19 protein-coding genes and 1 pseudogene are annotated in these 21,123 nt (G+C 61.1%); 9 read left to right on the top strand and 11 right to left on the bottom strand.

Annotation, left to right across the window (positions count from 1 at the left end; genetic code table 11):
• Positions 1 to 41: 41 nt before the first annotated feature.
• A complete protein-coding gene (locus tag A6V37_RS19370; RefSeq protein WP_064267364.1) occupies positions 42 to 461 on the bottom strand; it encodes a hypothetical protein in 420 nt (139 codons plus the stop codon).
• Between the two features lie 162 nt (positions 462 to 623).
• On the opposite strand from A6V37_RS19370, the gene A6V37_RS19365 reads away from it, so the two are divergent.
• A complete protein-coding gene (locus A6V37_RS19365) occupies positions 624 to 1,205 on the top strand; it encodes a TetR/AcrR family transcriptional regulator (protein ID WP_064267365.1) in 582 nt (193 codons plus the stop codon).
• Here the strand turns inward: A6V37_RS19365 and A6V37_RS19360 are convergent.
• Both A6V37_RS19360 and A6V37_RS19355 read right to left on the bottom strand, forming a co-directional pair.
• Positions 1,202 to 2,320, bottom strand: coding sequence for a porin (locus A6V37_RS19360; protein ID WP_064286227.1), 1,119 nt, complete (start codon positions 2,318 to 2,320; stop codon positions 1,202 to 1,204). The two genes, A6V37_RS19365 and A6V37_RS19360, sit on opposite strands and share 4 nt — an antisense overlap.
• A gap of 537 nt (positions 2,321 to 2,857) precedes the next feature.
• On the bottom strand, positions 2,858 to 3,538 hold the full coding sequence (locus tag A6V37_RS19355; protein WP_064267367.1) for a TetR/AcrR family transcriptional regulator: 681 nt from the start codon (positions 3,536 to 3,538) through the stop codon (positions 2,858 to 2,860).
• Between the two features lie 150 nt (positions 3,539 to 3,688).
• Between A6V37_RS19355 and A6V37_RS19350 the strand changes: the two genes are divergently transcribed.
• On the top strand, positions 3,689 to 5,122 hold the full coding sequence (locus A6V37_RS19350; RefSeq protein WP_064286226.1) for a coniferyl aldehyde dehydrogenase: 1,434 nt from the start codon (positions 3,689 to 3,691) through the stop codon (positions 5,120 to 5,122).
• 28 nt (positions 5,123 to 5,150) lie between these two features.
• Here A6V37_RS19350 and A6V37_RS19345 read toward each other — a convergent pair whose 3' ends face one another.
• Positions 5,151 to 6,389: an alpha-hydroxy acid oxidase gene (locus A6V37_RS19345; RefSeq protein WP_064267369.1), complete on the bottom strand. Its 1,239-nt coding sequence runs from the start codon at positions 6,387 to 6,389 to the stop codon at positions 5,151 to 5,153.
• A gap of 87 nt (positions 6,390 to 6,476) precedes the next feature.
• On the bottom strand, positions 6,477 to 7,409 hold the full coding sequence (gene glaH / locus A6V37_RS19340; RefSeq protein WP_064267370.1) for a glutarate dioxygenase GlaH: 933 nt from the start codon (positions 7,407 to 7,409) through the stop codon (positions 6,477 to 6,479).
• Between the two features lie 98 nt (positions 7,410 to 7,507).
• Here glaH and A6V37_RS19335 point away from each other — a divergent pair, with 98 nt between their 5' ends.
• Complete coding sequence (locus tag A6V37_RS19335) at positions 7,508 to 8,419, top strand: LysR family transcriptional regulator (protein ID WP_064267371.1); 912 nt, start codon at positions 7,508 to 7,510, stop codon at positions 8,417 to 8,419.
• 174 nt (positions 8,420 to 8,593) lie between these two features.
• Positions 8,594 to 9,652 carry a beta-keto acid cleavage family enzyme gene (locus A6V37_RS19330; RefSeq protein WP_064286225.1) on the top strand — a complete coding sequence of 353 codons (1,059 nt, stop codon included), beginning with the start codon at positions 8,594 to 8,596 and terminating at the stop codon, positions 9,650 to 9,652.
• Positions 9,653 to 9,728: 76 nt separating this feature from the next.
• Here the strand turns inward: A6V37_RS19330 and A6V37_RS19325 are convergent, their stop codons facing one another.
• From A6V37_RS19325 to A6V37_RS19310, 4 genes are all read right to left on the bottom strand, one after another.
• Positions 9,729 to 10,757, bottom strand: coding sequence for an AraC family transcriptional regulator (locus tag A6V37_RS19325; RefSeq protein ID WP_064267373.1), 1,029 nt, complete (start codon positions 10,755 to 10,757; stop codon positions 9,729 to 9,731).
• A gap of 12 nt (positions 10,758 to 10,769) precedes the next feature.
• A complete protein-coding gene (locus tag A6V37_RS19320) occupies positions 10,770 to 11,612 on the bottom strand; it encodes a TauD/TfdA dioxygenase family protein (protein ID WP_064267374.1) in 843 nt (280 codons plus the stop codon).
• A 191-nt stretch (positions 11,613 to 11,803) separates the two neighbouring features.
• The gene (locus tag A6V37_RS19315; RefSeq protein WP_064267375.1) at positions 11,804 to 12,178 is read right to left on the bottom strand and encodes a BON domain-containing protein; all 375 of its coding nucleotides are present in this window, start codon (positions 12,176 to 12,178) and stop codon (positions 11,804 to 11,806) included.
• Between the two features lie 21 nt (positions 12,179 to 12,199).
• Positions 12,200 to 13,324, bottom strand: coding sequence for a porin (locus A6V37_RS19310; protein ID WP_064267376.1), 1,125 nt, complete (start codon positions 13,322 to 13,324; stop codon positions 12,200 to 12,202).
• 221 nt (positions 13,325 to 13,545) lie between these two features.
• Here A6V37_RS19310 and A6V37_RS19305 point away from each other — a divergent pair, with 221 nt between their 5' ends.
• The gene (locus A6V37_RS19305; protein WP_064267377.1) at positions 13,546 to 14,580 is read left to right on the top strand and encodes an AraC family transcriptional regulator; all 1,035 of its coding nucleotides are present in this window, start codon (positions 13,546 to 13,548) and stop codon (positions 14,578 to 14,580) included.
• A gap of 88 nt (positions 14,581 to 14,668) precedes the next feature.
• Here the strand turns inward: A6V37_RS19305 and A6V37_RS19300 are convergent, their stop codons facing one another.
• Both A6V37_RS19300 and A6V37_RS19295 read right to left on the bottom strand, forming a co-directional pair.
• A complete protein-coding gene (locus tag A6V37_RS19300) occupies positions 14,669 to 15,640 on the bottom strand; it encodes a quinone oxidoreductase family protein (protein WP_064267378.1) in 972 nt (323 codons plus the stop codon).
• A gap of 43 nt (positions 15,641 to 15,683) precedes the next feature.
• Positions 15,684 to 16,982 carry an MFS transporter gene (locus A6V37_RS19295; protein WP_064267379.1) on the bottom strand — a complete coding sequence of 433 codons (1,299 nt, stop codon included), beginning with the start codon at positions 16,980 to 16,982 and terminating at the stop codon, positions 15,684 to 15,686.
• 249 nt (positions 16,983 to 17,231) lie between these two features.
• Here A6V37_RS19295 and A6V37_RS19290 point away from each other — a divergent pair, with 249 nt between their 5' ends.
• From A6V37_RS19290 to A6V37_RS40840, 4 genes and pseudogenes are all read left to right on the top strand, one after another.
• Entirely contained in the window at positions 17,232 to 18,143 is a 912-nt protein-coding gene (locus A6V37_RS19290) for a LysR family transcriptional regulator (protein WP_064267380.1), read from the top strand.
• 325 nt (positions 18,144 to 18,468) lie between these two features.
• Entirely contained in the window at positions 18,469 to 19,650 is a 1,182-nt protein-coding gene (locus tag A6V37_RS19285) for an acetyl-CoA C-acyltransferase (RefSeq protein WP_064267381.1), read from the top strand.
• Between the two features lie 28 nt (positions 19,651 to 19,678).
• The gene (locus tag A6V37_RS19280; RefSeq protein WP_064267382.1) at positions 19,679 to 20,887 is read left to right on the top strand and encodes a CaiB/BaiF CoA transferase family protein; all 1,209 of its coding nucleotides are present in this window, start codon (positions 19,679 to 19,681) and stop codon (positions 20,885 to 20,887) included.
• A 79-nt stretch (positions 20,888 to 20,966) separates the two neighbouring features.
• Positions 20,967 to 21,123 (top strand): annotated as a pseudogene (locus A6V37_RS40840) (electron transfer flavoprotein subunit beta/FixA family protein); the annotation flags it as partial.

Below are 21,123 nucleotides of genomic sequence, written 5' to 3'. Positions count from 1 at the left end.
GGTTCCCCAGCTCGCCTTGCGAGGGGGAGCCGCTTTCGTGTTTATCCGGCGCTCGCGAGTTCCGCTCCGATCTCGGCATTGGTCATCGCTTTGCCTTTGAAATTCCACGCCCCGTCGACCGCATGCACCACATTAATAAAGATCCTGTCTTTCGGTTGCCGGCCGCCGGACATGTCATGAATGATGCAGGTCGCTTCGGCGAAGTATCCCTCCTGCACCTTGCGATCCGTGAATGCAAAAGACGGCACCTTCCATTCGACAAAAACCACCGGCGTTTCGTCCATACCCGTAAAGGTATGGTCCTTGCTCAGAACATGGATCGAGCCGACAACGTTGGACGTCATGAGCTTGTTGCCAGTCAGTCCGTGCCATTTGAGCATGGCCTCGGATAACCGCCTGTAAGCGGCCTTTTCCTGGCCCGCCGGCAAAACACCTTCGGTAAGTGTGAGAGTCAAGGGCACGATCTTCTCCTTTCGTGTGAGCTCACGATCGCGGAGTGCACGTTGCACACGGCAACATGAGCGTGATATAACGATCATTATGTAACGATCGCGATTCAATCGTAGGATAGCGATCGTTATCCTGTCAAGGACAATCTACGCCCGCATTCAAAGGGGGATCACATGCGATACAAGGCAGGCCACAAGGAAGAGGCACGGGACCGGATTCTCGACGCCGCAGGGCGTGGGTTCCGGCGCCTCGGTTTCGGCGGCATCGGTGTGGACGGTCTCGCCAAGGAGGCCGGCGTCACCTCAGGTGCGTTCTATGGGCACTTCCCGTCAAAGGCAGAGGCGTTCAAGGCTGCGGCCGTCGCCGGTCTGGTTCAGTTGCGCGAAGCCATCGGACAATTGCGCGCGAACGAGGGCGACGCGTGGCTCGGCAAGTTCGTCGAGTTTTACATGAGCGTGAGACGCACCTGCGAGCTTGGCGAGAGCTGCGCGTTGCAGAGCCTGACTCCCGAAGTGGCGCGCGCCGGCGACGAAACGAAAGCAGCGTACGAGGTCGAGTTGCTTGGCGTCGTCGAGGCGGTTGCACAGGGTTTGCCCAACGGCACGCTGTCCGTGCGGCGCAAGACAGCGTGGGCGATCCTCTCGATTCTTTCAGGTGGCGTCTCGATCGCGCGTTCAGCCGCAGACCCGAAGACTGGGGCACAGATCGCGGCAGGCATCAAAGACGCGGTAATGACGCTGGTCGACAAGCGCTAGAACAGATGCCGCAGCCCCAGTGACAAACCCAGCTGCGTACCCTTCTGCGCCGTCCCGACGGCCTGAATGCCTTGCAGCTGCGCGCCGATCAGATCGCCGTTGTATTGCGCATAGTCCGCCTCGAGATAGACATCCGTGCGCTTGGACAGGTTGTAATCGGCGACCAATTGATACTGCCATGCCGCCCCGTCCTTTGCCCGCGTTTTGCCGTCTTGCAGCGTGCGCCAGATATTCGCGGCGAAATGCCATGCGGGGCCGAACTGCTGCGTGATGCCGCCCATGATCATGCGGCGCCGCGCAAAGTCCGTGTACTTGAGCGCAGTCAGACCCGCCGAGGTAAACGGTCCATTGGCGAAGTTCGAGAAGCCTGTGTCGTTCTGGTTGACGATGTAGCCGAGCGCGAAACGCGTCTTGTCCCAGTAGTATGAGCCGCCAAACGTCCACGCTTTCGAAGTGGCGCCGTTAATCGAATCCTTCGACTGCTCGTAGGCGCCGCCGAAATTGATCGGGCCGCCCGCGGGCGCATACGCGGCCGCCGCGACGAGCTGGCTGCCATACGCCTGATGGTCGGGCGAAGTGCCGCCGAATGCGTAGCCCGCGGCGAACATTACGTCGTGGAAATGTGCCTGATACTGAACCTGGTTGCTGGTCCAGATCCCCCCGCTCAGCGTGACTTCCGGCTGGAAAGTGAAATCATACGGAATCCACGGATTGCTTCCATACCCGCCGATCGTGATGCCCTCGATCATCACGTTATATTGCCGCCCCAGCACAATCTGGCCGTACGAGTTGGACCGCACACCAACCTGTGCTTCATTGAAGAACGGCAGGTAAGTATCGCTTTGGCCGTTATTGATGAAGAAGCGATTCTCGAGCTTGAAGAACGTCGACCAGCCGCCGCCCAATTGCTCTTCGCCTTTAATGCCCCACCGGCTTTCCGACATGCCGCCGTTGGCGAGCTGGATTTTCGAATCGCCGGCCTTGGTGGTGTTGGTCAGATACCGGATGCTTTCGTCAACAACCCCGTACAACGTCACGCTTGACTGCGCGTGTGCTCCCTGACAAACGACCAGCGTCGGCAGCAACACGTGAGTCAATTTCTTCCACTTCTTCATATTGTCTCCTCTTTCTGATTTCCGTTTTTCCCGGATGCGGTTAGATCAAGTTGAAATGTGCATCCGGTCGCAGGCACAGGCGCGCCGCTCGTTACGATTCGCGCAATCGCGCTAGCGGAGCCCAGTAGGTCGTCAATATGAAGTCAAGGCGATCAAGAAATACAGTGCATTCTTCTCATTGGAAGATTGCAGAATGCGTATACCTTCGTGGCGGTGTATCGAGAGATGGTCCCGCTCTAAAGCGGCGGTTCGGCATCATGCCGAGAGATGGCTCGGCACCTCTCTATCGCGCAGATCCGCCGCTGCAAGCGGCGTTCAGGCGGAACGCGATCCGCCGGCGAACACAATGGTCACTGGATTATTTGGAATCCAAAGCATACTCGCGAATCCGGCAAACGACCTTCGCCGAATTCGGGACAGGCACACGCTTATGAAGTGTGTATAAGGGGAAACACTGCTGCGTATGCCACCGTGCCTGGTGAAGCGCACGTTGTCGGCGTACGACACAACTTGCCGTGGCGGGAGAGCGATACCCAATCAGGTTGACCGGGCCCGTCTTTTAACCGGTGCGGCCTTATGCGACGAATCTTCCGCTGTGCCGGACTGCAGCCAGTTGACGAACAACTCGCGTGCCGGCGCGAGATAGTGGGCGATGGGTTCGGTGCGTCCATTGGCGTACCAATGGCAATAGCAGCCGTGGAACACCGCGAGCAGGACGCGCGCCATTTCGGGTGACAACGGCCTCGCGGACGTCGCGTTGCCGTCCACCAGCGCGCGCACATGCCCCTCCCAGCCGTCGCGGATATGCTCACGCACTGCCTGAGGCAAGTTATCCGAAAACAGCAAAGCGAGCACCACCCCTTTGGCTTCGGGATTGCGGGTGAAGTATTCGGCCACCTCGTCGAAAAGCCGGTCGATGCGTTGCGCGGGCGACAGACGCGCCACGTTCTCCGGTTGCAGGTCGATTTCGATTTCCTGGAACAGGCTGATCGCGGCTTCCGCCAGCAGCATCTCCTTGCTTCCAAAATGCCATAGCAGGCTGCTCTTCGCCACCTCGGCCGCCGCGGAAATTTTGTCGAGCGTCACCCCGGTATATCCGAGCTCGCCGATCAGTCCTTTGGTCAGTTCGATCACGCGCTTGCGCGTTTCCACACCGCGGCGGTTTTTGGCAACAGGTTCGGCAATCGTCTTGGCGGCGCGAGGTTTAACGGATTTCATCTATCGATTATCTGGGCGTCGAATTCCAATGGACGGGCAGGTGTTCGTCCTGGAACTTACCCTGGAACGCCCGTCGATGCTTGACAGTGTACCCGTTCAGCACGCAAACTTTATTGTACTGACCGTTCAGAACAATTTTTGGATATCGAAATGGAACTCAACCTGCCTGAGGAAGCACGGGTCGGCGAGCGGCTCGCCAACCTGCTGACCCGTCAGCGTGCGGCTTTCGCCGCACATCCCTATCCATCTCTGGACGATCGTCGTACCGCGCTGCGCCGCCTTCGCCAGGGCATCCGGCAACACGCACGAGCGCTGGCGGAAGCCGCGGCCCTCGATTTCAGCGCTCGCGCACACGCTGAGACCATGACGGTCGATGTGCTGCCCTCCGTGCTGCACATCAACCATTTGCTGCGCCACCTGGGGCGCTGGATGAAACCGTCGCGCCGCAGTCCCGAGCGAGTGTTCGCCGGCAACCGCGCCTACGTGATGTATCAGCCCAAGGGGGTGGTCGGAATCGTGGTGCCGTGGAATTTCCCGATCTATCTGGCACTGGGACCGCTGGCTACCGCGCTTGCAGCCGGCAACCGATGCCTGATCAAGACGTCCGAGTTCGCGCCGAATACATCACGTGCCCTGGTCCGTTTGCTGGCCGGCTGTTTCGGCGACGACGAGGTCGCGGTGGTGGAAGGCGACGCCGACGTGGCGCGCAGCTTTACAGCACTGCCGTTCGATCACCTCGTGTTTACCGGCTCACCGGAGGTGGGCCGTCACGTGATGCGCGCTGCTGCGGACAATTTGACGCCGGTCACGCTGGAACTGGGCGGCAAATCGCCCGCTATCGTCTCGCGCAACGCCGACCTGCGAGCGGCGGCAACCCGTGTTGCCCACGGCAAGACCGTCAATGCCGGGCAGATTTGCGTGGCGCCCGACTACGCACTCGTGCCGCAAGAACACGCCGAAACCTTCGCGGCGGAAATTGTCGCAACGTGTGCGCGCTTCTTCCCGCCGGGTAGCGACGACTACACCGCCGTCATCCATGAGCGCGTCTACCAGCGGCAGCAGTCGCTGCTTGACGACGCGCGCGCTCGCGGCGCGCGCGTGATCTCGTGCCCGATGCCATCCGGCGGCCGGCGCCTGCCGTTGCATATCGTATTGGACGTGACCGCGGAGATGCGAATTGCGCAAGAAGAAATCTTCGGGCCGATTCTGCCGGTATTCACCTATCGCGACTTCAACGAGGTCGTCGATCATGTGAATGCCGGAACGCGGCCGCTGGCCTTGTACTACTTCGGCCGGGACAAGGCTGAAGGCGACACGCTGCTGCACCGCACGCATGCGGGCGGCGTGACCTTCAACGACTGGGGATGGCACGTCGTCAATCACGACCTGCCTTTTGGCGGCATCGGCACGTCGGGCATGGGCAACTATCACGGAGCCGAAGGGTTCCGCGAGTTGTCGCATGGCAAGGCAGTCTTTGTCGAACGCAGCTGGTTTCCGGTGCGGGTGTTCCACCCGCCCTATGGGGGTTTGGTGCAGCGGTTATCGCATCGCCTGTTCCTTGGGAAGGATCAGCACGCGGAATAGCACCCTCGGTTCATGCCGCGACGGGATTTCAGGCGAAGCACTCGTCTGTCACCTCCGCGATCGACCTGACACCGAGCATCGCCATGTCCCGATCGACCTCATCGCGCAGCAGCGTTATCGCGTGGCTCACGCCTCGCTCGCCACCAACCGCGGCCGCATACATGAACGGACGCCCCGCGAAAACAAACTGCGCACCGAGGGCGAGCGCCTTGATCACATCGGTGCCACGGCGTATTCCTCCGTCCAGCATGACGGTGGTTTGATGCCCAACGGCCTCGACAATACGAGGCAGCATCAGCAACGGCGCTTGCGCACCATCAAGCTGCCGCCCACCGTGATTGGAGACGATGATGCCGTCCGCGCCCGCGGCGACCGCACGGCGAGCATCGTCTTCGTGAAGAATGCCTTTGATGACCAGCTTGCCGTGCCATCGACTGCGAATCAGCTCGATGTGACTCCAGTTCAGATGATCCCGGCCTGTCGTGTCGCGAATTGCCGATCCGGACAACATCGGCGCGCCCCGCTCCGCGAAGGAGTTTTCGAAGTGCGGCATTCCGTGTAGCGCCAGGGTCTTCAGGAAGGTGCCGAACAGCCATCGCGGCCGCATCAATCCGTCAAGAGCCAGGCGGAACGAGGGCCTCAGCGGCATGGAGAACCCCGTTTTCACGTTGTTCTCGCGATTGGCCCAGACCGGTATGTCGACCGTGACGACCAAGGTTTCGAAGCCAGCCTTGGCAATTCGTTCGATAAGCGGCTCCAACATCCCCGCACGCCCCGGCATATAGACCTGGAACCATGTGCCCGGAGCCGCATCGTGAACCTCCTCCATCGAAATCAGGGATGTGCCACTCATGATTGCCGGAATCCCGGCTTGCGATGCCGCTCTCGCGAGCACGATATCGCCCCGGTAAGCCGAGATTGCACTGATGCCAACGGGCGCGATCCCGAACGGCGACGCATAAATCCGGCCGAACAGCGTCGTGGTCTGCTCCCTCGCGGAAACGTCGACCATCACGCGCGATCTGAAACGGTACTGATCGAAAGCGCTGCGGTTCGCGCGAAGCGATACGTTGTCTTCCGCTGCTCCCGCTATGTAACCGAAGAGAGGACGCGGCAGATGCCCGCGTGCGGCTTGCTCGAAGTCGTCGATCGACAGGATCTTCTGCATCCGCGACGGAACGCCGTCCCGGCGGCCATAGGCCGCTTTCGATGCTTCGCGATGCGGTACGGAAGCCGGAACGCGTGCCGGCGTGGTAGATGAGGACATGTCGATTCCAGCAGTACGTTTCCCAGTTGATAGATGCAACGCCAATCGCCGGCATGAGAGCGGACCGCAGGCCCGCCTTCACATCGGTCAACTCTCGAACGTTCCGCGTTGCCGCATCAATTCCCTTTGCAATCCTTCGTTTTCCTCAAATGGAGCGCGGCCGTGCAGGTAGAAGTAATTGTTCAGGATGACCAGGTCACCCACCGGCAGCGTCACTTCCTTCGTTCCCGACGAATTCTCCATGGAGTTCGAGAGCGCGTACAGATACGCGGCTTCCGCATTGTTTTGGGGCTGAACGAATTGATCGATGAACGATATCGACAAGCCGAACTCGCTTTCGAAGAGCACCGGCCGCTCGACTCTATCGCTGACGTTCTTTGAACCCGGCGCCTTGTAGAGAAACGGTTGCGTGCCGAGCGGATGGGTCCTGAACTGGTCTATCTCTTCCCAATCGTCCAGATGAAGAAACCGCGATTCACCACCTTTCGCATTCTTCTCGGCGAACTTCATCATGAGGAGCCAGTCGGTCGCCTCGGTCACGAAGGTGCCGTCCGTGTGCATCGTGAATAGCCGATACGCTTGCCGGAGATACGAATCGCTCGAGTCCGTGTGCTTGACATTGAAGCGTGCGTAGAACGTGCCGGACATCGAGTCGTGATTGCTCGGCCCGAGAATATGGCCCACTGCCGTGCCGAATCGCACGAAGTCGTCCGCATCTTCCGTGATGCCTTGCAAACCGAGCGTCAGGCCGCCGTGATTGCGATCCTTCAAGGTCTCAACGAGCGTGGCCGCAAACTCGCGTCCGACGTGACGGACAAGGATTTCGGCCAGATGAAACCGCATGAACGGCACATATTCCAGGTTCTGGACGTCGATGTGGCGCGCGTCTTCTAGAAATCGGGCGAGCGCCGTGCGATCAACGGTCACATGGACGATGCGGTGATGGTCAGGGCGCGAAGACACGGAGAAACCAGGCGTGCTCGGCGTAGACAAGTGGCGGGCTTCGGCGGATGCGTTCATGGCAGGTCTCCGATAACAGGAGACTCAATTTGAGCGCAGAACACTGATATCATCCAGATACCTATCCTGATTTTTTGTTCGAGATTTGAGATCAAAGAATGATCGAATCCAGGCAACTGAAATTCTTCATCACGGTCGTCGAGGACCTTCACTTCAGCCGGGCGGCGGATCGGCTAGGCGTTGCGCAGTCTGCTGTCAGCACCCAGATTCAGCGCCTGGAACGGCAAGTCGGGGCGAAGCTGATCAATCGAAAAAACAGACAGCCCGTCACGCTGACCGATGCGGGGCTTCTGTTTTATGAAGAGGCCGTCGCCGCGCTTCGGCATGTGGAACGCGCCGAAGAAGTGGGCAGGCTGGCGGCCCAGGGCATTTATGGCATCGTCACGCTCGGTTTCGTAGCGTCGGGCGTCACCACCGGAATCATGTCGCAAATGCTCGGCGCCTTTCGGTACGACCATCAAGACGTCAAGCTCAATGTGCTCGCCATGGCAACGCCTCGTCAGCTGGAGGCGCTTGCCAGTGGAGAAATAGACGTGGGCATCGTGCGTTCGAGAAGGCAGTACGCTTCGGGGATCAGCGCTTCCGTGATACACAGCGAAAGGCTGCTGGTGGCGATGTCCGACAACCATCCGCTGGCAGGCAAGCGGAATCTGCGCGCAGCGGACCTTGGCGGCCAGACATTCATCGTGCCGCAATTCAATGAGACGGAAGGCTTCTCCGCAACGCTTGCGCGCCTCTCCGCCGCGGGCGGGTTCGTCATCTCGTCTGAATACCGCGTCAACGACTTTATCTCCGCCGTCAGCCTGGCGGCTGCCGGGTACGGCATTGTCGTCGCGCCGGAATCCATTCGCGTCTTCCATCAACCCGGTGTGGTGTGCCTGAATATCAGGGATTTCAGCGAAGAGGTTCAACTAGCCCTGGTGTATCGCACGCGCGAGCAGTCGCGGGCAGTGAAGAGTTTCATTAAGTCTGCGCTCGGCACGATCTCCCCTTCACGGCAACGCGGTTAGCACAACTGGTTTTCCTGCGTGCGTGAGCATGCGTCGCCACGCTTCGACGGTGGCGGTGCCGGCCTTTTGCCCCAAATAAGCAAGTGGTTGTCCCAGATTAGCAAGCGGGCATTGCAGAGGCTCCAGATACTCAAGGGACTGCATGGACCGCAGTCTTTCCCCTGGAGAACCACCATGAATTTTCTCGACGGCCACCTCTTCCCCGAGAACCAGCAGCCCCTGATCATCACGGCAGCGCCTTATGCCCCCGGCTGGTTGCCCGACGACTTTCCCGAAGATATTCCGGTCACGATGGACGCCCAGATCCAGAAGGCGGTCGACTGCTACCAAGCCGGCGCCACCGTATTGCATCTGCACGTGCGCGAATTGGACGGCAAGGGCAGCAAGCGCCTGTCCAAGTTCAATGAACTGAGCGCCGGCGTGCGCCGCGCGGTGCCCGAGATGATCATCCAGGTTGGCGGCTCGATCTCGTTCGCGCCTGAAAACGAAGGGCAAGCCGCCAAATGGCTGTCCGACGACACGCGCCACATGCTGGCCGACCTAGATCCGACACCGGACCAGGTCACCGTCACCGTCAACACCTCGCAAATGAACGTCACCGACCAGGCGGAAGATGCGGACTTCAAGGGCACCTCGCGCGAGAACGCCGCCATGTTCAACGCCTACAAGGAAATGACGGTGCCCGCACAACCGGGATGGGTGGAGGAACACGTCCGCCGCCTGACGGCCAGGGGCATTCAAAGTGCGTTCCAGTGCTACAACCTCAACAGCTTCGAGTCGGTGGAACGGCTGATGCGCCGCGGCTTCTACAAAGGCCCGCTGGTTATGAACTGGGTGGCGATTGCCGGCGGCATGGATACGCCCAGCGTCTACAGTCTCGCCAACTTCATTCGCGCCGTGCCCGACGGTGCGGTGGTGACGGTGGAAAGCAACGTCCGCAACGTGCTGCCGGTGAACATGATGGGGATTGCGATGGGGCTGCACGTGCGCTGCGGCACTGAAGATTGCCTGTGGAACCAGACCCGCACGGAAAAGATGAGCACTGTGAAGCAGATCGAACAACTGGTCCGCATTTCACGCGAATTCGGCCGCGAAATCGCCACCGCGCAACAGGCACGAGAAATTTCAAAGATCGGCGTGTTTTACGACACGGTGGAGGAATCCCTGCAAGCCAACGGCTTCGCACCGAACCGCAACGGTGGCAACCAGGGCTTCCTGCGCAAGACGGCCTGAGCGAGAGCCGGATAGTTCACGGCCCGAGGTCCGGGCCGTGAACGCGGACACAACACGGCAATACACAGTGTCCTGTTCAACCCGCCAAAGCGTTCTGGCAAGCTGCCTGTTTGCGCCAGTGAGAAACACTGCAACCAAAGGCGGCGCGGAACCAGTGGCTGAAACTGCTATGCGCGGAAAAGCCCAGCAGCCCGGCCACCTCGCCAACTGGCAGGTCGCTCTCCTGCAGATGACGCACCGCCAGTTCACAGCGCACCTGATTGAGCACGGCCGAGAACGTGACGCCCTCGGCGCTGAGGTAGCGGTGCAGCGTGCGACGATCGACACGCAGATGCCGCGCCACCTGCTCGGCCGTGCAGCGTCCGCCCGGAAGCAGGGCCAGGATCAGATCCCGGCACGATTCCCGGACGCCTTCCTCACGATAACGCAGGGCTGCCTCCAGATAATCCCGTGCGAAGCGCGCGGCCCCCGGATTGTCCGGCGTACGCGGCATCTGCAGATCGGCTGCCGTACAAACCAGGCCGTTGAAGGACTGGTTAAACATCGGCGCGATGCCGAAGAAAGCCCGGTACGGCGCAATGTCGACCGGATGGCGGTGTGTGAAGCAAACTTGCTGCGGCCGCCACTGCGGACCGATCAACTCACGCAGAATGCGAAATTTCACGGCGACCGCCAACTCCATCGCTTGACGTGTTGCGAGCCCAGGACTGGGCAGCAATTCTTCGCGGATGATCACGGCCTGTCCCGCATCCTCGATGCGAGTGATCAGCGTGGCACTCAACAGTTTCAGATAGCGGGACAACGTGTCGAGCGCCTTGCGCGGGGTCGGCTCCTCCTTCAGCACGAGGCTGATGGGTCCCAGGTTGGAGAAGGTACGCCGCGCCGCCAGCCGCAGCGCGAAGTCCTCGACCCCAGTGGCGCGCGCGCTCACTTCGAGCACTTCGCGCACGAGGTGGCTGGGAATGAGCGTCTCCGGATTCTCGAGCAGCCGTGCAGACAACCCCACGTCTCTCAAGAAGACATAGGGATCGCGGCCGAGCGACTGCACCAGCTCGACGTAGCCGTTCAGGCTGGCGCTACGAATCAGTTGACCAACGTGTTGCATCGCGTGAAGCGCTCAGAAAGGCCGCTCGCCCTTGATCGTGGCGCGCTCCATCCGGCGCGGCGCCGGCCAGTAATCGCTCACCGCATAATGCTGCGTCGCCACGTTGTCCCAGATCGCCACGCTGTTCGGCTGCCAGCGGAAGCGCACCTGGTACTCCGGAATCGCGGCCTGACTGATCAGGTAATTCAACAGCAAGCTCGCCCCCGGCGTCTTGTCCTGCCCGAAACGTACGTTCTCCGGCGTATGGTAGTTAATGAAGTGCGTCGAAAACGGCCCCACGTACAGGATCTTCTCCTCCGTCTCCGGGTGAGTTCTGACTACCGGATGATCCACCAGCGGGTTCTTCCTCACCAGTTCCTCGCGCTCCTCCTGCGTCAGAACCGCGCCGAAGGAATGCTCGATCCCGTGCTTGGCACGCAGGCCCGCAATCTTGCTCTTGATTTCCTCGGGCAGGTTCCGGTACGCCTCCACCATATTCACCCAGATGGTGTCGCCCCCCACCTCCGGGCACGAAATGCAGCGCAGCACCGCGCCCTTGGGCGGATTGGCCCGCCACGAAGCATCACTGTGATAGGTGTTTTCGAAGTGATCCCGCTTCTCGCTCTTGTAGATCTCGATCAGGCCAGGGTGTCCGGGTACGGTGTTCGCAACGGGGTGGTCTTCCAACTCGCCAAAACAGCTGGCGAACGCAACATGGTCGGCACGCGTCATGTCCTGGTCGCGGAAAAACAGCACCCGGTGCTTCAGCAGCAGCGCCCTGATCTCGGCAAACAGTGTTTTGTCTCGTGCGACATCGGCGAGATTCACGCCGGTGAGTTCGGCACCAATCGAACATGTCAAAGGGTTGATTTTCATGGTGAGCTTTCCTTGCGTATTTGAGGCCGACGCGCGACCGTATCGACCTTCGGATGCGGGGTAGTTCGGAGGCGTTAGCAGCATCTGTTGACCTGCTACTGATTATCGGCACCAGGCCATTCACCCGCTTGACCCATCGCGCCAAAATTTGTCTTTAGGGGCGCTGTCATGCAGGACAGCACCGGCTGTTGCTATTCGCCGAGCGGACGCTGCATCGAGAGCCTGTTTGCGACAAACGTCACGCCGGGCACGCCTTTCGCGATCGCTACCACTGCGTCGATCTGCGACGCCTCCGTGACCGTACCGTTGAGCGTTATGGCGCCGTTTCTCGCTACGACGCTAATGTTCCCGGCGTCAATCTCCTTATGCTTTGCGAGTTCGGCGTACACCCTGCGGCTCAGCGCGCGATTTGCTTTTCTCATCTCTCGCGCTGTCGGCGTGCCGGACGCCGCTACGGCCGGTGCCGTCGATGCCTCCACCGTCGCGCCGCCCTGCGCCCATGCGCTGAACGAAGTCGCCACAAGCAGCGCGCCAATGGCAAAGGAAAAAAACCGTTGGTTGGTCATTGTCAGCTCCGGTTCGCGAGGTCAGAAGGTGTGTCGAATGCCGATCATCGCGGCCGTGGTCGAAGCGCCTGGCGCGACGGGTGCGCCATACGTTATGGTCTGATTCATCGTGCCGCGGTTTGCGACGTACCCGACCTGTGCGTAAACCAGCGTGCGCTTTGACAGACCGTATTCCGCACCGAGCGCGTATTCGCTCGAATGATTCGCCGAATTGTTCCGGTCTTTCAGGTAGTAGTAGCCGGACGTGACTCTGAGGAACGGATTGAACTGGTAACCAAGGCCGCCCGAAATAATTTCGTAGTCGGCGTGATTCGTGTTCGCCGGATTTCTACCGATACCGTAGGAGGCCGAAACAGACAGGCCGTGGAATGTGTACTTCGCGCCGAAGTAGTAGAAGCGATTGTTGTCGACACCGGTCGCGGGCGTGGTTGCAGACAGATTCGTATCGTGTCCGTTGTAGTAGACCGCGGCAAGATTGAGGCCATAGTTCGAATACCTTAGTACAGCCGATTCGCGCGTGACGCCCTGAATCTGCCCCGGCACGCCGCCAGGCGCATATTCCAGCGCGACCGACGCGCCGTAGAACCTAGGCGTCTGATAGACGATCGCATTGCTGTCGTACAGCGCGCCGATCGGCACGCTCGTGTTCGTGCCGGACCAGCCGGCGGCCTGGTTCACCCCGAGCCAGGCACCCAGAATGCTGCCGAAGTACTGTGCCGCGCGAACGTCGGTTTCGGCCATGGCGTGGATCATGGGTGCGTACTGCCGGCCCGCGTCGATCGTGCCGAACGGCCCCGATATGCCTATCGTCGTCTGTTGATTGAAGATCGCGGTGCCACCCGTCGTGTCGGAGAGACCGAGCTTGCCGTTGCCGCTGTTGAACACGCCCTGCAACCTGAAGTTCACCTTATAGCCGCCGCCGATGTCCTCAGTCCCCTTCATGCCCCAGAAGCTGGAGTAAATGCCGGCGTCCTTCAAACCGTAGACATGTCCGCCGTTTTTCGCGGCCGGCGAGAAAGTCGCGGCCGACGTGCTCTGGTAAAACAGGCCAGTATCGATGGCGCCATACAGAAGCACCGACGATTGCGCGTGCGCCGCGCCGGCCATGACAGCGAGTACAGCCACACTGCTCCACTTCAGCTTCATTGCGTCTCCTCCGCTTATTGTGGTGACCGGTCGGGAATCGGCCCACTGTTGAAATGGATTGTGTGAAAAGTGCGGACCTTGCGCTTGATCCTGCACGCCAGAATCTGACGCTTCGCGACAGAGAATCAAAGCCGCGGGCGAGTTCGGCGTAATGGTTACTCCTCAGAGACGCCTCGGGATTCCTGCGATATGTTCATTGACCAGCTCCCCACAGTGACATCATGGCCATCCTGGTTCGCAGTGCATCCCTGATCAAGTATTCCGACATTGCCCGCTCGGCCGGTATCGATCCGGTTCGCGTAGTGCAAGACGCCGGGCTCGATCCGGCCTGCCTGTACGCGCCCGATTTGCGCATTCCGGAGTCGGCCCTGGCGCGGGTATTCGAGGCATCGGCCAAGTCGTCCGAACTCCAGTCGCTTGGCGTGCGCATCGGCGAATCGTGGCGTTTGTCCGACTTTGGCGCGCTGAGCCTGTATCTCCAGCATCAACCCACACTGCGGCACGTGCTCGCGGAAATCGAGCAATACCGGCACCTGCTTAGCGATTCCGTGTCGATTCGAGTGGCGGATTTCCCGGACATTGCGGTGATGCATATCGTCCTCGTCACAGGACGTCCGGATCCGGGGCGGGAGGTCGTCGAACTCACTGTCGGGGCGGTCTTCAGTCTTATCCGGAGCATCCTGGGCCCGCAATGGAAGCCGCGCGGCGTCTACTTCGCCCACAGGGCGCCCGACAGCCTTCGCGTCCACCGGCCGTTCTTTGGTCCGAAAGTCGAGTTCGGCTGTGATTTCGACGCCATCGTGCTGGCCCAGCATGAGCTCGATCGCCCCAATCCTCTCGCCGACGCGGCACTCGCGCGCTACGCGAAGGAACTCCTCGACCTTCGGCCGAGAGCGAGGCGCGACTCGATCGCCGATGACGTTCGGCGGGCGATGCACACTCTCCTGCCGCAAGGACATGGCGCCATTGAACAGGTGGGACAGCGCCTCGGGCTCACGCCGCGCACCCTGCAGCGGCAACTCGAACAAGCGGGCGAAAGCTTCTCCGCGCTGATGAACGAGGTGCGCCGCGAACTGGCGGTGCGTTATCTCAGCAATCGCCGCTATACGGTCTCCGAAGTCGCGGACCTCGTGGGCTTTTCCGAAATCAGTGCGTTTTCGCGCTGGTTCAGCACTGAATTCGGTAAGCCGCCAACGCGCTGGAGAAGTGATTTTTCGAGTGATCCCGTCGATACGCTTCTCAGCGGGAAACACTGAAGTTTGCAGGCACCTGGCCTCGGCATAATGCCGGCATGCATCGGCACGGGGCGGTCCTCTGAAACCAGTTGACCGCCAGAGCCCACGTTTATGGCACCAGCACCGTCGAGCCTGTCGTCTTGCGCGATTCAAGCGCGCGGTGCGCATCGGCGGCTTCGGCGAGCGCGAATGTCTGCCCCGGCTCACCCTTGATCTTGCCCGCCAGCACAAGATCGAATAGCTCGCGCGCCATCTCCAGCATGTGCGAGCGTGGTGTTGCGTAGTGCGCCATGGCCGGGCGCGTCACCCAGATCGATCCCTTGCGGGCAAGCACACGCGTATCGATGAGCACCGGCCCCGAACTCGTGCCATTGCTGACCAGCGCACCGCGCACCTGCAAGCTGTCTAGCGAGGCTTCGAGCGTGTCCTTGCCGACCGAATCAAACACGACTTCCACGCCTTTACCACCGGTCAGCTCGCGTACACGTTTGGCGATGTTTTCGCGCGAACTCACGATGACGTGGGTGCAGCCATGCGCTTTCGCCACTTCGGCCTTCTCGTCGGTACTGACGGTGCCGATCATCGTGACACCCAACGCACGTGCCCACTGGCAAGCAATCAATCCTACGCCGCCTGCTGCTGCATGGTACAGAATGGTCTCGCCGCCCTTGAGCGGATAAACCTGGCGAAACAGGTACTGCGCCGTCATGCCCTTCATGATCAGCGTCGCCGCAGTCCTGTCGGTCACACCATCGGGCAGCGGAATCAGCACGTCGGCGGGCATCACGCGTACTTCTGAATACGCACCCTGCGGACCGAGCAGATAACCCACCCGATCGCCCACCTTGATGTCGGTCACACCCTCGCCGACGGCTTCGATCACGCCCACCGCATCCGAGCCCAAACCATTGGGCAGCTCGAGCGGATATTGGCCGGTGCGAAAGTAGATGTCGATGAAATTGACCGCCACATACGTGTGCCGCACCCGGACCTGGCCAGGTCCGGGGTCGCCAACCTGAACCGTTTCCAGCCGCAGGACTTCTGCACCACCCACCTCATGAAAACGAATCGCTTTTGCCATGCTGGAGAATCTCCTTGATGAGATATGGAATATCGTCACGCCATCAGGCAACACGCGTCAGATCGCGTGCATAGCTGCGCTTGCCGATGACAAACGCAGTGGCCGAAACGAGACTGACAAGCGGCATGAACTGCAATGCGCCGAGCAAGCCGATGCGGTCCGCGACGAATCCTGTAAAGAACGGCCCTGGCGCGGTGCCGAGCAGGTTGTAGGTAATCGTGAGAAGCGCGAATGCCGATGCGTGAATCGAGCGTGAAGTGAGATTGGCCACCATTGCGCCACCCGGCCCGTTCGTCCCGGACGTAATGAACATCGCCACACCAATCAGCGCGAGTTGCAGCGCGCCTGGCGCGAGCCGGAAAGCGACCATGAGTAACGTGAAGACCGTGAGGCAATAGAGGAATGCCGCGTCCCACTTCCTCACCGGCCGCGCTTTGCTGACCTTGTCGGCAAGCAGGCCACAGGCGATCATGCCGATGCCCGAAAGCAGCACGAATGCGGCGGCCGACATCGCCGCGCGGCCCGGAGCCATCGCGTAATAGCGGTTCAGATAGCTCGGCATCCACGCCCACAACGAGGCGGTGCAGAAGAGTTGCAGCCCGCTGCCGAGATACGCGCAAACGAGCGACCTGGACGAAGCGAGCCCGCGTATCAGGCCACGCAATGTGTCCCTGATGCCAGGCGCGGCAGCAGCGTGGCTCGCCTTCGACGCCTGATGGCGCGCCAGCCGCGCGTCCGTCACCACCAGCCGAAAGACGACGACCAGCAGGATTCCGAAAGACCCCATCGCGGCGAACGACCAAGGCCACCCGAGATGAACGGCAACCGCGCCGCCAAACGCCATGCCGATCATCGAGCCGAACGACGCGCCTGCCGTAAAAGCGCCGATAAGCGTCGCTCGCAGGTGTACCGGAAAAATGCTCAGCAAGACCGCGGGCGCCACCGCGCCATAAGCGGCCTCACCAATGCCGACGAGCGCGCGGGCAACGAGCATTTCCCCGAAACTTGTCGACAAGGCGCAGCCCAGCGTGGCGAGGCTCCACAGCGCCGACATCAGGATGATGCTTTTGACGTGTCCCCAACGCCCCGCCAGCAGCGACAGCGGGAGGGTCAGAATGCCGACCAGCAGCGCCACGACGCTATTGAGCGAACCCAGTTGAGTGTCCGACAGATGCCAGGCCGACTTGAGCAGCGGAAACACCGCCGTCAGCACCTGCCGCGACATGTAATCGGACATCACGAGACCCAGGGTCAGCGCAAAGACGACCCACGGATACACCGGCAACTTTTCTCCTAGCGTGACGGTGGCCCCTCGCCCGCCGTCAAATTCGTGCATCCTCATGCATGTCTCCTTCATCTCTTGTGTGTACTCGTGCACTTCTGCCGGCATTGGCGGGCGGACTGGCTCCCGCAGATCAATTCTATGGGTTCGCGGGACGCCCGATTTAGCAATGCGTGACACCGGCTTGTCTTTGGATGCCACATCCGGGGTTGATGAGACTCGTCCCGCTCCCTGCACATCGCCGGATCCATGTTGCGTCGTGCGCGAGATCGTGTTACTAAACACCCGCCCTGTGCTCGAAGAATATCTATGGACCTGAACCTGATCGGCCTGTTCGTCGAGATCGTGGAATCGCGCAGCCTCAGCGCGGCCGCGCGAAAACTCGGCATGACGCGCGCCAATGTGAGTCAGCGCCTGAAACTGCTCGAACGCGAGACCGGTGCGCAATTGCTGCGCCGCTCAACGCGCAGCTTTGAACTGACGCAGGCCGGGCGCACCTTGTTCGACAGCGGCCAGCGGATACTGGAAGAGCTCAACACGGCTCGCGCGTCGATCGACAGTCTCGGCCAGACGCTCCGCGGCCGCGTGCGAATCAGCGTGCCGACCGGCTTCGGCAGAATGTTTGTCGGCTCGAAATTGCTCGAGTTCGCCCGCGCGCATCCGGGTATCGCGCTAACCGTTACGTTCGACAACCTGATCGAAGACCTGATCGCGTCTGAAGTGGACGTCGCGGTCAGAATCCTCTCCACACCTCCGCTCGACTACGTCGCGCGCCATATCTGCCCGATCGACTGGACCCTGTGCGCGTCAGCCGATTTTTTGCGCGAGCACGGACCGGTTACGCATCCAGCCGACCTCGAAAAACATCAGCTGATCGGCTCACCCTATAGCCGCGAACGCGCGTCCGTCGAACTCAGGCACCGGCAGAATGACGCGGATGTCCACACCATTACCGTGCCGCCCACCCTGCAATCGACGGATTACCCCTTTCTCACGGACGCGGTTCGCGCGGGCATGGGCATCGGCGTGCTGCCGGTCTATGTGATGCATGTGCCGATGAACCAGGATTTGCAGCCGATCCTGCCCGAGTATCGCGTTGTCGGACGGCAAAGCACGCTGTACATCGTCACGTTGCCCAACCGCTATCCGTCACCCGCGACGCAAGCGCTGATCGATTTCCTGCGCGACGAAATCCTCGAACTCGCGAAGACATGGGCTTGATGTAGCAGGCCCGGCCGGGGTCCGCCTTCGGGGTTCTCTCGCCCTCATTGTCAATCTACGATTAACAGTCCGTCAATTCGCAATGGGATTGTCAAGACATTTAAGTCATTAAACAATGTGGCGATAGAAAGGTCAGTACATGGAGACAAGACAACGCAGGATACCGAACTAACTGCACGGCGAGACTATCGATGTCCAGATGCGCTGCACGAGGTTCGTCGCCGCGGTCCCTCACTCGCCCGTCAACGCACGCACTGCGGACGTCACCCGCCTCCATCAAGCCGCGCGAGCGGCTCAGTCAATTCATCCTCTCAGGACTCAGACCATGCGCGAAGCCGTTATTGTTTCCACCGCACGCACGCCGATGACCAAGGCGCATCGCGGCGAATTCAACATCACGCACGGCCCGACGCTCGCTTCGTTCGCCATGCGCGCCGCGGTTGACCGCTCGGGCGTCGACCCGGAACTCATTGAAGACGCGATCCTCGGCTGCGGCTATCCCGAGGGCATTACCGGCCGCAACGTCGCGCGCCAGACGGTGATCCGCTCGGGGCTGCCGCTCTCGATTGCCGGCACCACCGTCAACCGCTTCTGCGCATCGGGCCTGCAGGCGATCGCGATGGCCGCGGGCCGCATCGTCGTCGATGGCGCACCGGCAATGATCGCGGGCGGCGTGGAAAGCATCTCCGGCATCCGCACGCGCGACGACGCCGCGAGCGACCTCGACCCGTGGCTCGTCGAACACAAGCCGGCGCTCTACCTCGCGATGATCGACACCGCTGATATCGTCGCGCAACGCTACGGCATCAGCCGCGAAGCGCAGGACCGCTTTTCCGCCGGCAGCCAGCGCAAGACCGAGGAAGCGCAGCTCACGGGCCGCTTCGCCGACGAGATCGTACCGGTCACCACGACGATGGCCGTCACCGACAAAGAAACCGGCACACTCAGCCACCGCGAAGTCACGATTTCAGCTGACAACTGCAATCGCCGTGGCACCACTTACGAAGCACTCGCAAAGCTCGCTCCCGTCAAGGGACCGGAGAAATTCATCACGGCGGGCAACGCATCGCAACTATCCGACGGCGCATCGGCGTGCGTGATGATGGAAGCACAGGAAGCCCAGCGCCGCAACCTCGCTCCGCTCGGCGCATTCCGCGGCCTTGCGGTGGCGGGTTGCGAGCCAGACGAAATGGGTATTGGCCCGGTGTACGCCGTACCGAAGCTGCTCGCGCGCCACGGGCTCACGATCGACGATATCGGCCTGTGGGAACTCAATGAGGCATTTGCCTCGCAGGCCATCTACTGCCAGCAGCAACTTGGCATTCCTGATGAGCGCTTGAACGTCAACGGCGGCGCGATCTCCATCGGCCACCCGTTCGGTATGACGGGCGCACGCCTAGCCGGACACGTCCTGCTCGAAGGCCGCCGCCGTGGCGTGAAGTACGCGGTCGTCACGATGTGCATCTCCGGCGGCATGGGTGCCGCCGGTCTGTTCGAAATCTACTGAACGAAGCCCCTGACTATCCGGACGAATCATGTCGAATCAGAATTCTTCACTGCCGCTTGCGGGCGTACGCGTTCTCGATCTCTCCCGTGTGCTCGCGGGCCCGTGGTGCGCGATGGTGCTTGGCGATCTCGGTGCAGAAGTCATCAAGGTCGAACACCCGCAGCGCGGCGACGATACACGTGACTGGGGTTTGCGCGTCGGCCCGACCGCGACGTCCTACTTCAACAGCGCGAACCGCAACAAGCACTCGGTAACGATCGATCTGCAAACCGCCGAAGGCCAGCAGATCGCTCGGGATCTCGCACGGCAAAGCGACGTGGTAATCCAGAACTTCAAGTTCGGCGGTGCGGAAAAGCTGGGACTCGGCTATGAACAACTGAAACAGGATCACCCGGGGCTGATCTACTGCTCGATCTCCGGGTATGACCGTGCCGGCCCGGAAGCCGCGCGCCCCGGCTACGATCTCGTGGTGCAGGGCGAAGCCGGGCTGATGGCACTCAACGGTGAAGCCACTCAGCCTCCGCTGAAATTCGGCGTCGCCGCAGTCGATCTCTTCACCGGCATGTACTCGGCCCAGGGCGTGCTCGCGGCGCTGTACGAGCGCCAGCAAACCGGCAAGGGCCGCCACATCGAAATGGCGCTTTTCGATTGCGGCCTGATGATCACGTCGTACTACGGTCTGGAAGCGCTGATCAGGGGTGAAGACTCGCTGCGCTACGGCAATGCACATCCATCGATCGTGCCGTATGGCGTGTTCAACGCGGAAGACGGACCGCTCGTCATCACGGTCGGCAACAACAGGCAGTTCGAGCGCTTCTGCCGGGAGGTGATTGAGCGTCCCGACCTCGCCGACGACGACCGCTTTCGAACGAATCTTGGCCGCGCGGAAAATCGTGCGGTGCTGGTGCCGGAACTCGATCGGGAAATCGGGCGGCGCCAGCGCCGGGTTTTGATCGAGCGTCTGACCGAGGCCGGCATTCCGTGTGGCGAAGTGCTCGGTCTACACGAGGCGCTGACGTCCAGGCGAGCCATCGACGCGGGACTCGTGACCACGCACGTCCATCCGGAGGCCGGCAGCGCCCAAGTGCTCGCACCGCCCTATCGCATCGACGGATCGCGTCCGCCGGTGCGGCGAGCGCCGCCGCAACTCGGCGAAGACACGCGGGACGTGCTGCACTCGCTGCTCGGATTGTCCGACGAACAAATCTCACGGCTGAAGGTAGAGGGCGTCGTTTGATGCATGGCGGCCAGTCGATCATCGTTCGTCGACAGCGCACAGGTCGTGCGGGCACGATCAAACACATTGAGGAAACTGTATGAAGATTCTTGTTCCTGTTAAACGGGTAGTCGATTACAACGTGAAAGTCCGGGTGAAATCGGACGGCACGGGCGTCGATATCGCCAACGTGAAGATGTCGATGAATCCGTTCGACGAAATCGCGGTGGAAGAAGCGGTGCGTCTGCGCGAAGCGG

Source organism: Paraburkholderia ginsengiterrae (genome assembly GCF_001645125.1).
In the GTDB taxonomy this organism is placed as follows: Bacteria; Pseudomonadota; Gammaproteobacteria; order Burkholderiales; family Burkholderiaceae; genus Paraburkholderia; species Paraburkholderia ginsengiterrae.
The sequence above is the reverse complement of the archived record's forward strand: the minus strand, read 5'-3'. Positions and strand labels throughout refer to the sequence as shown.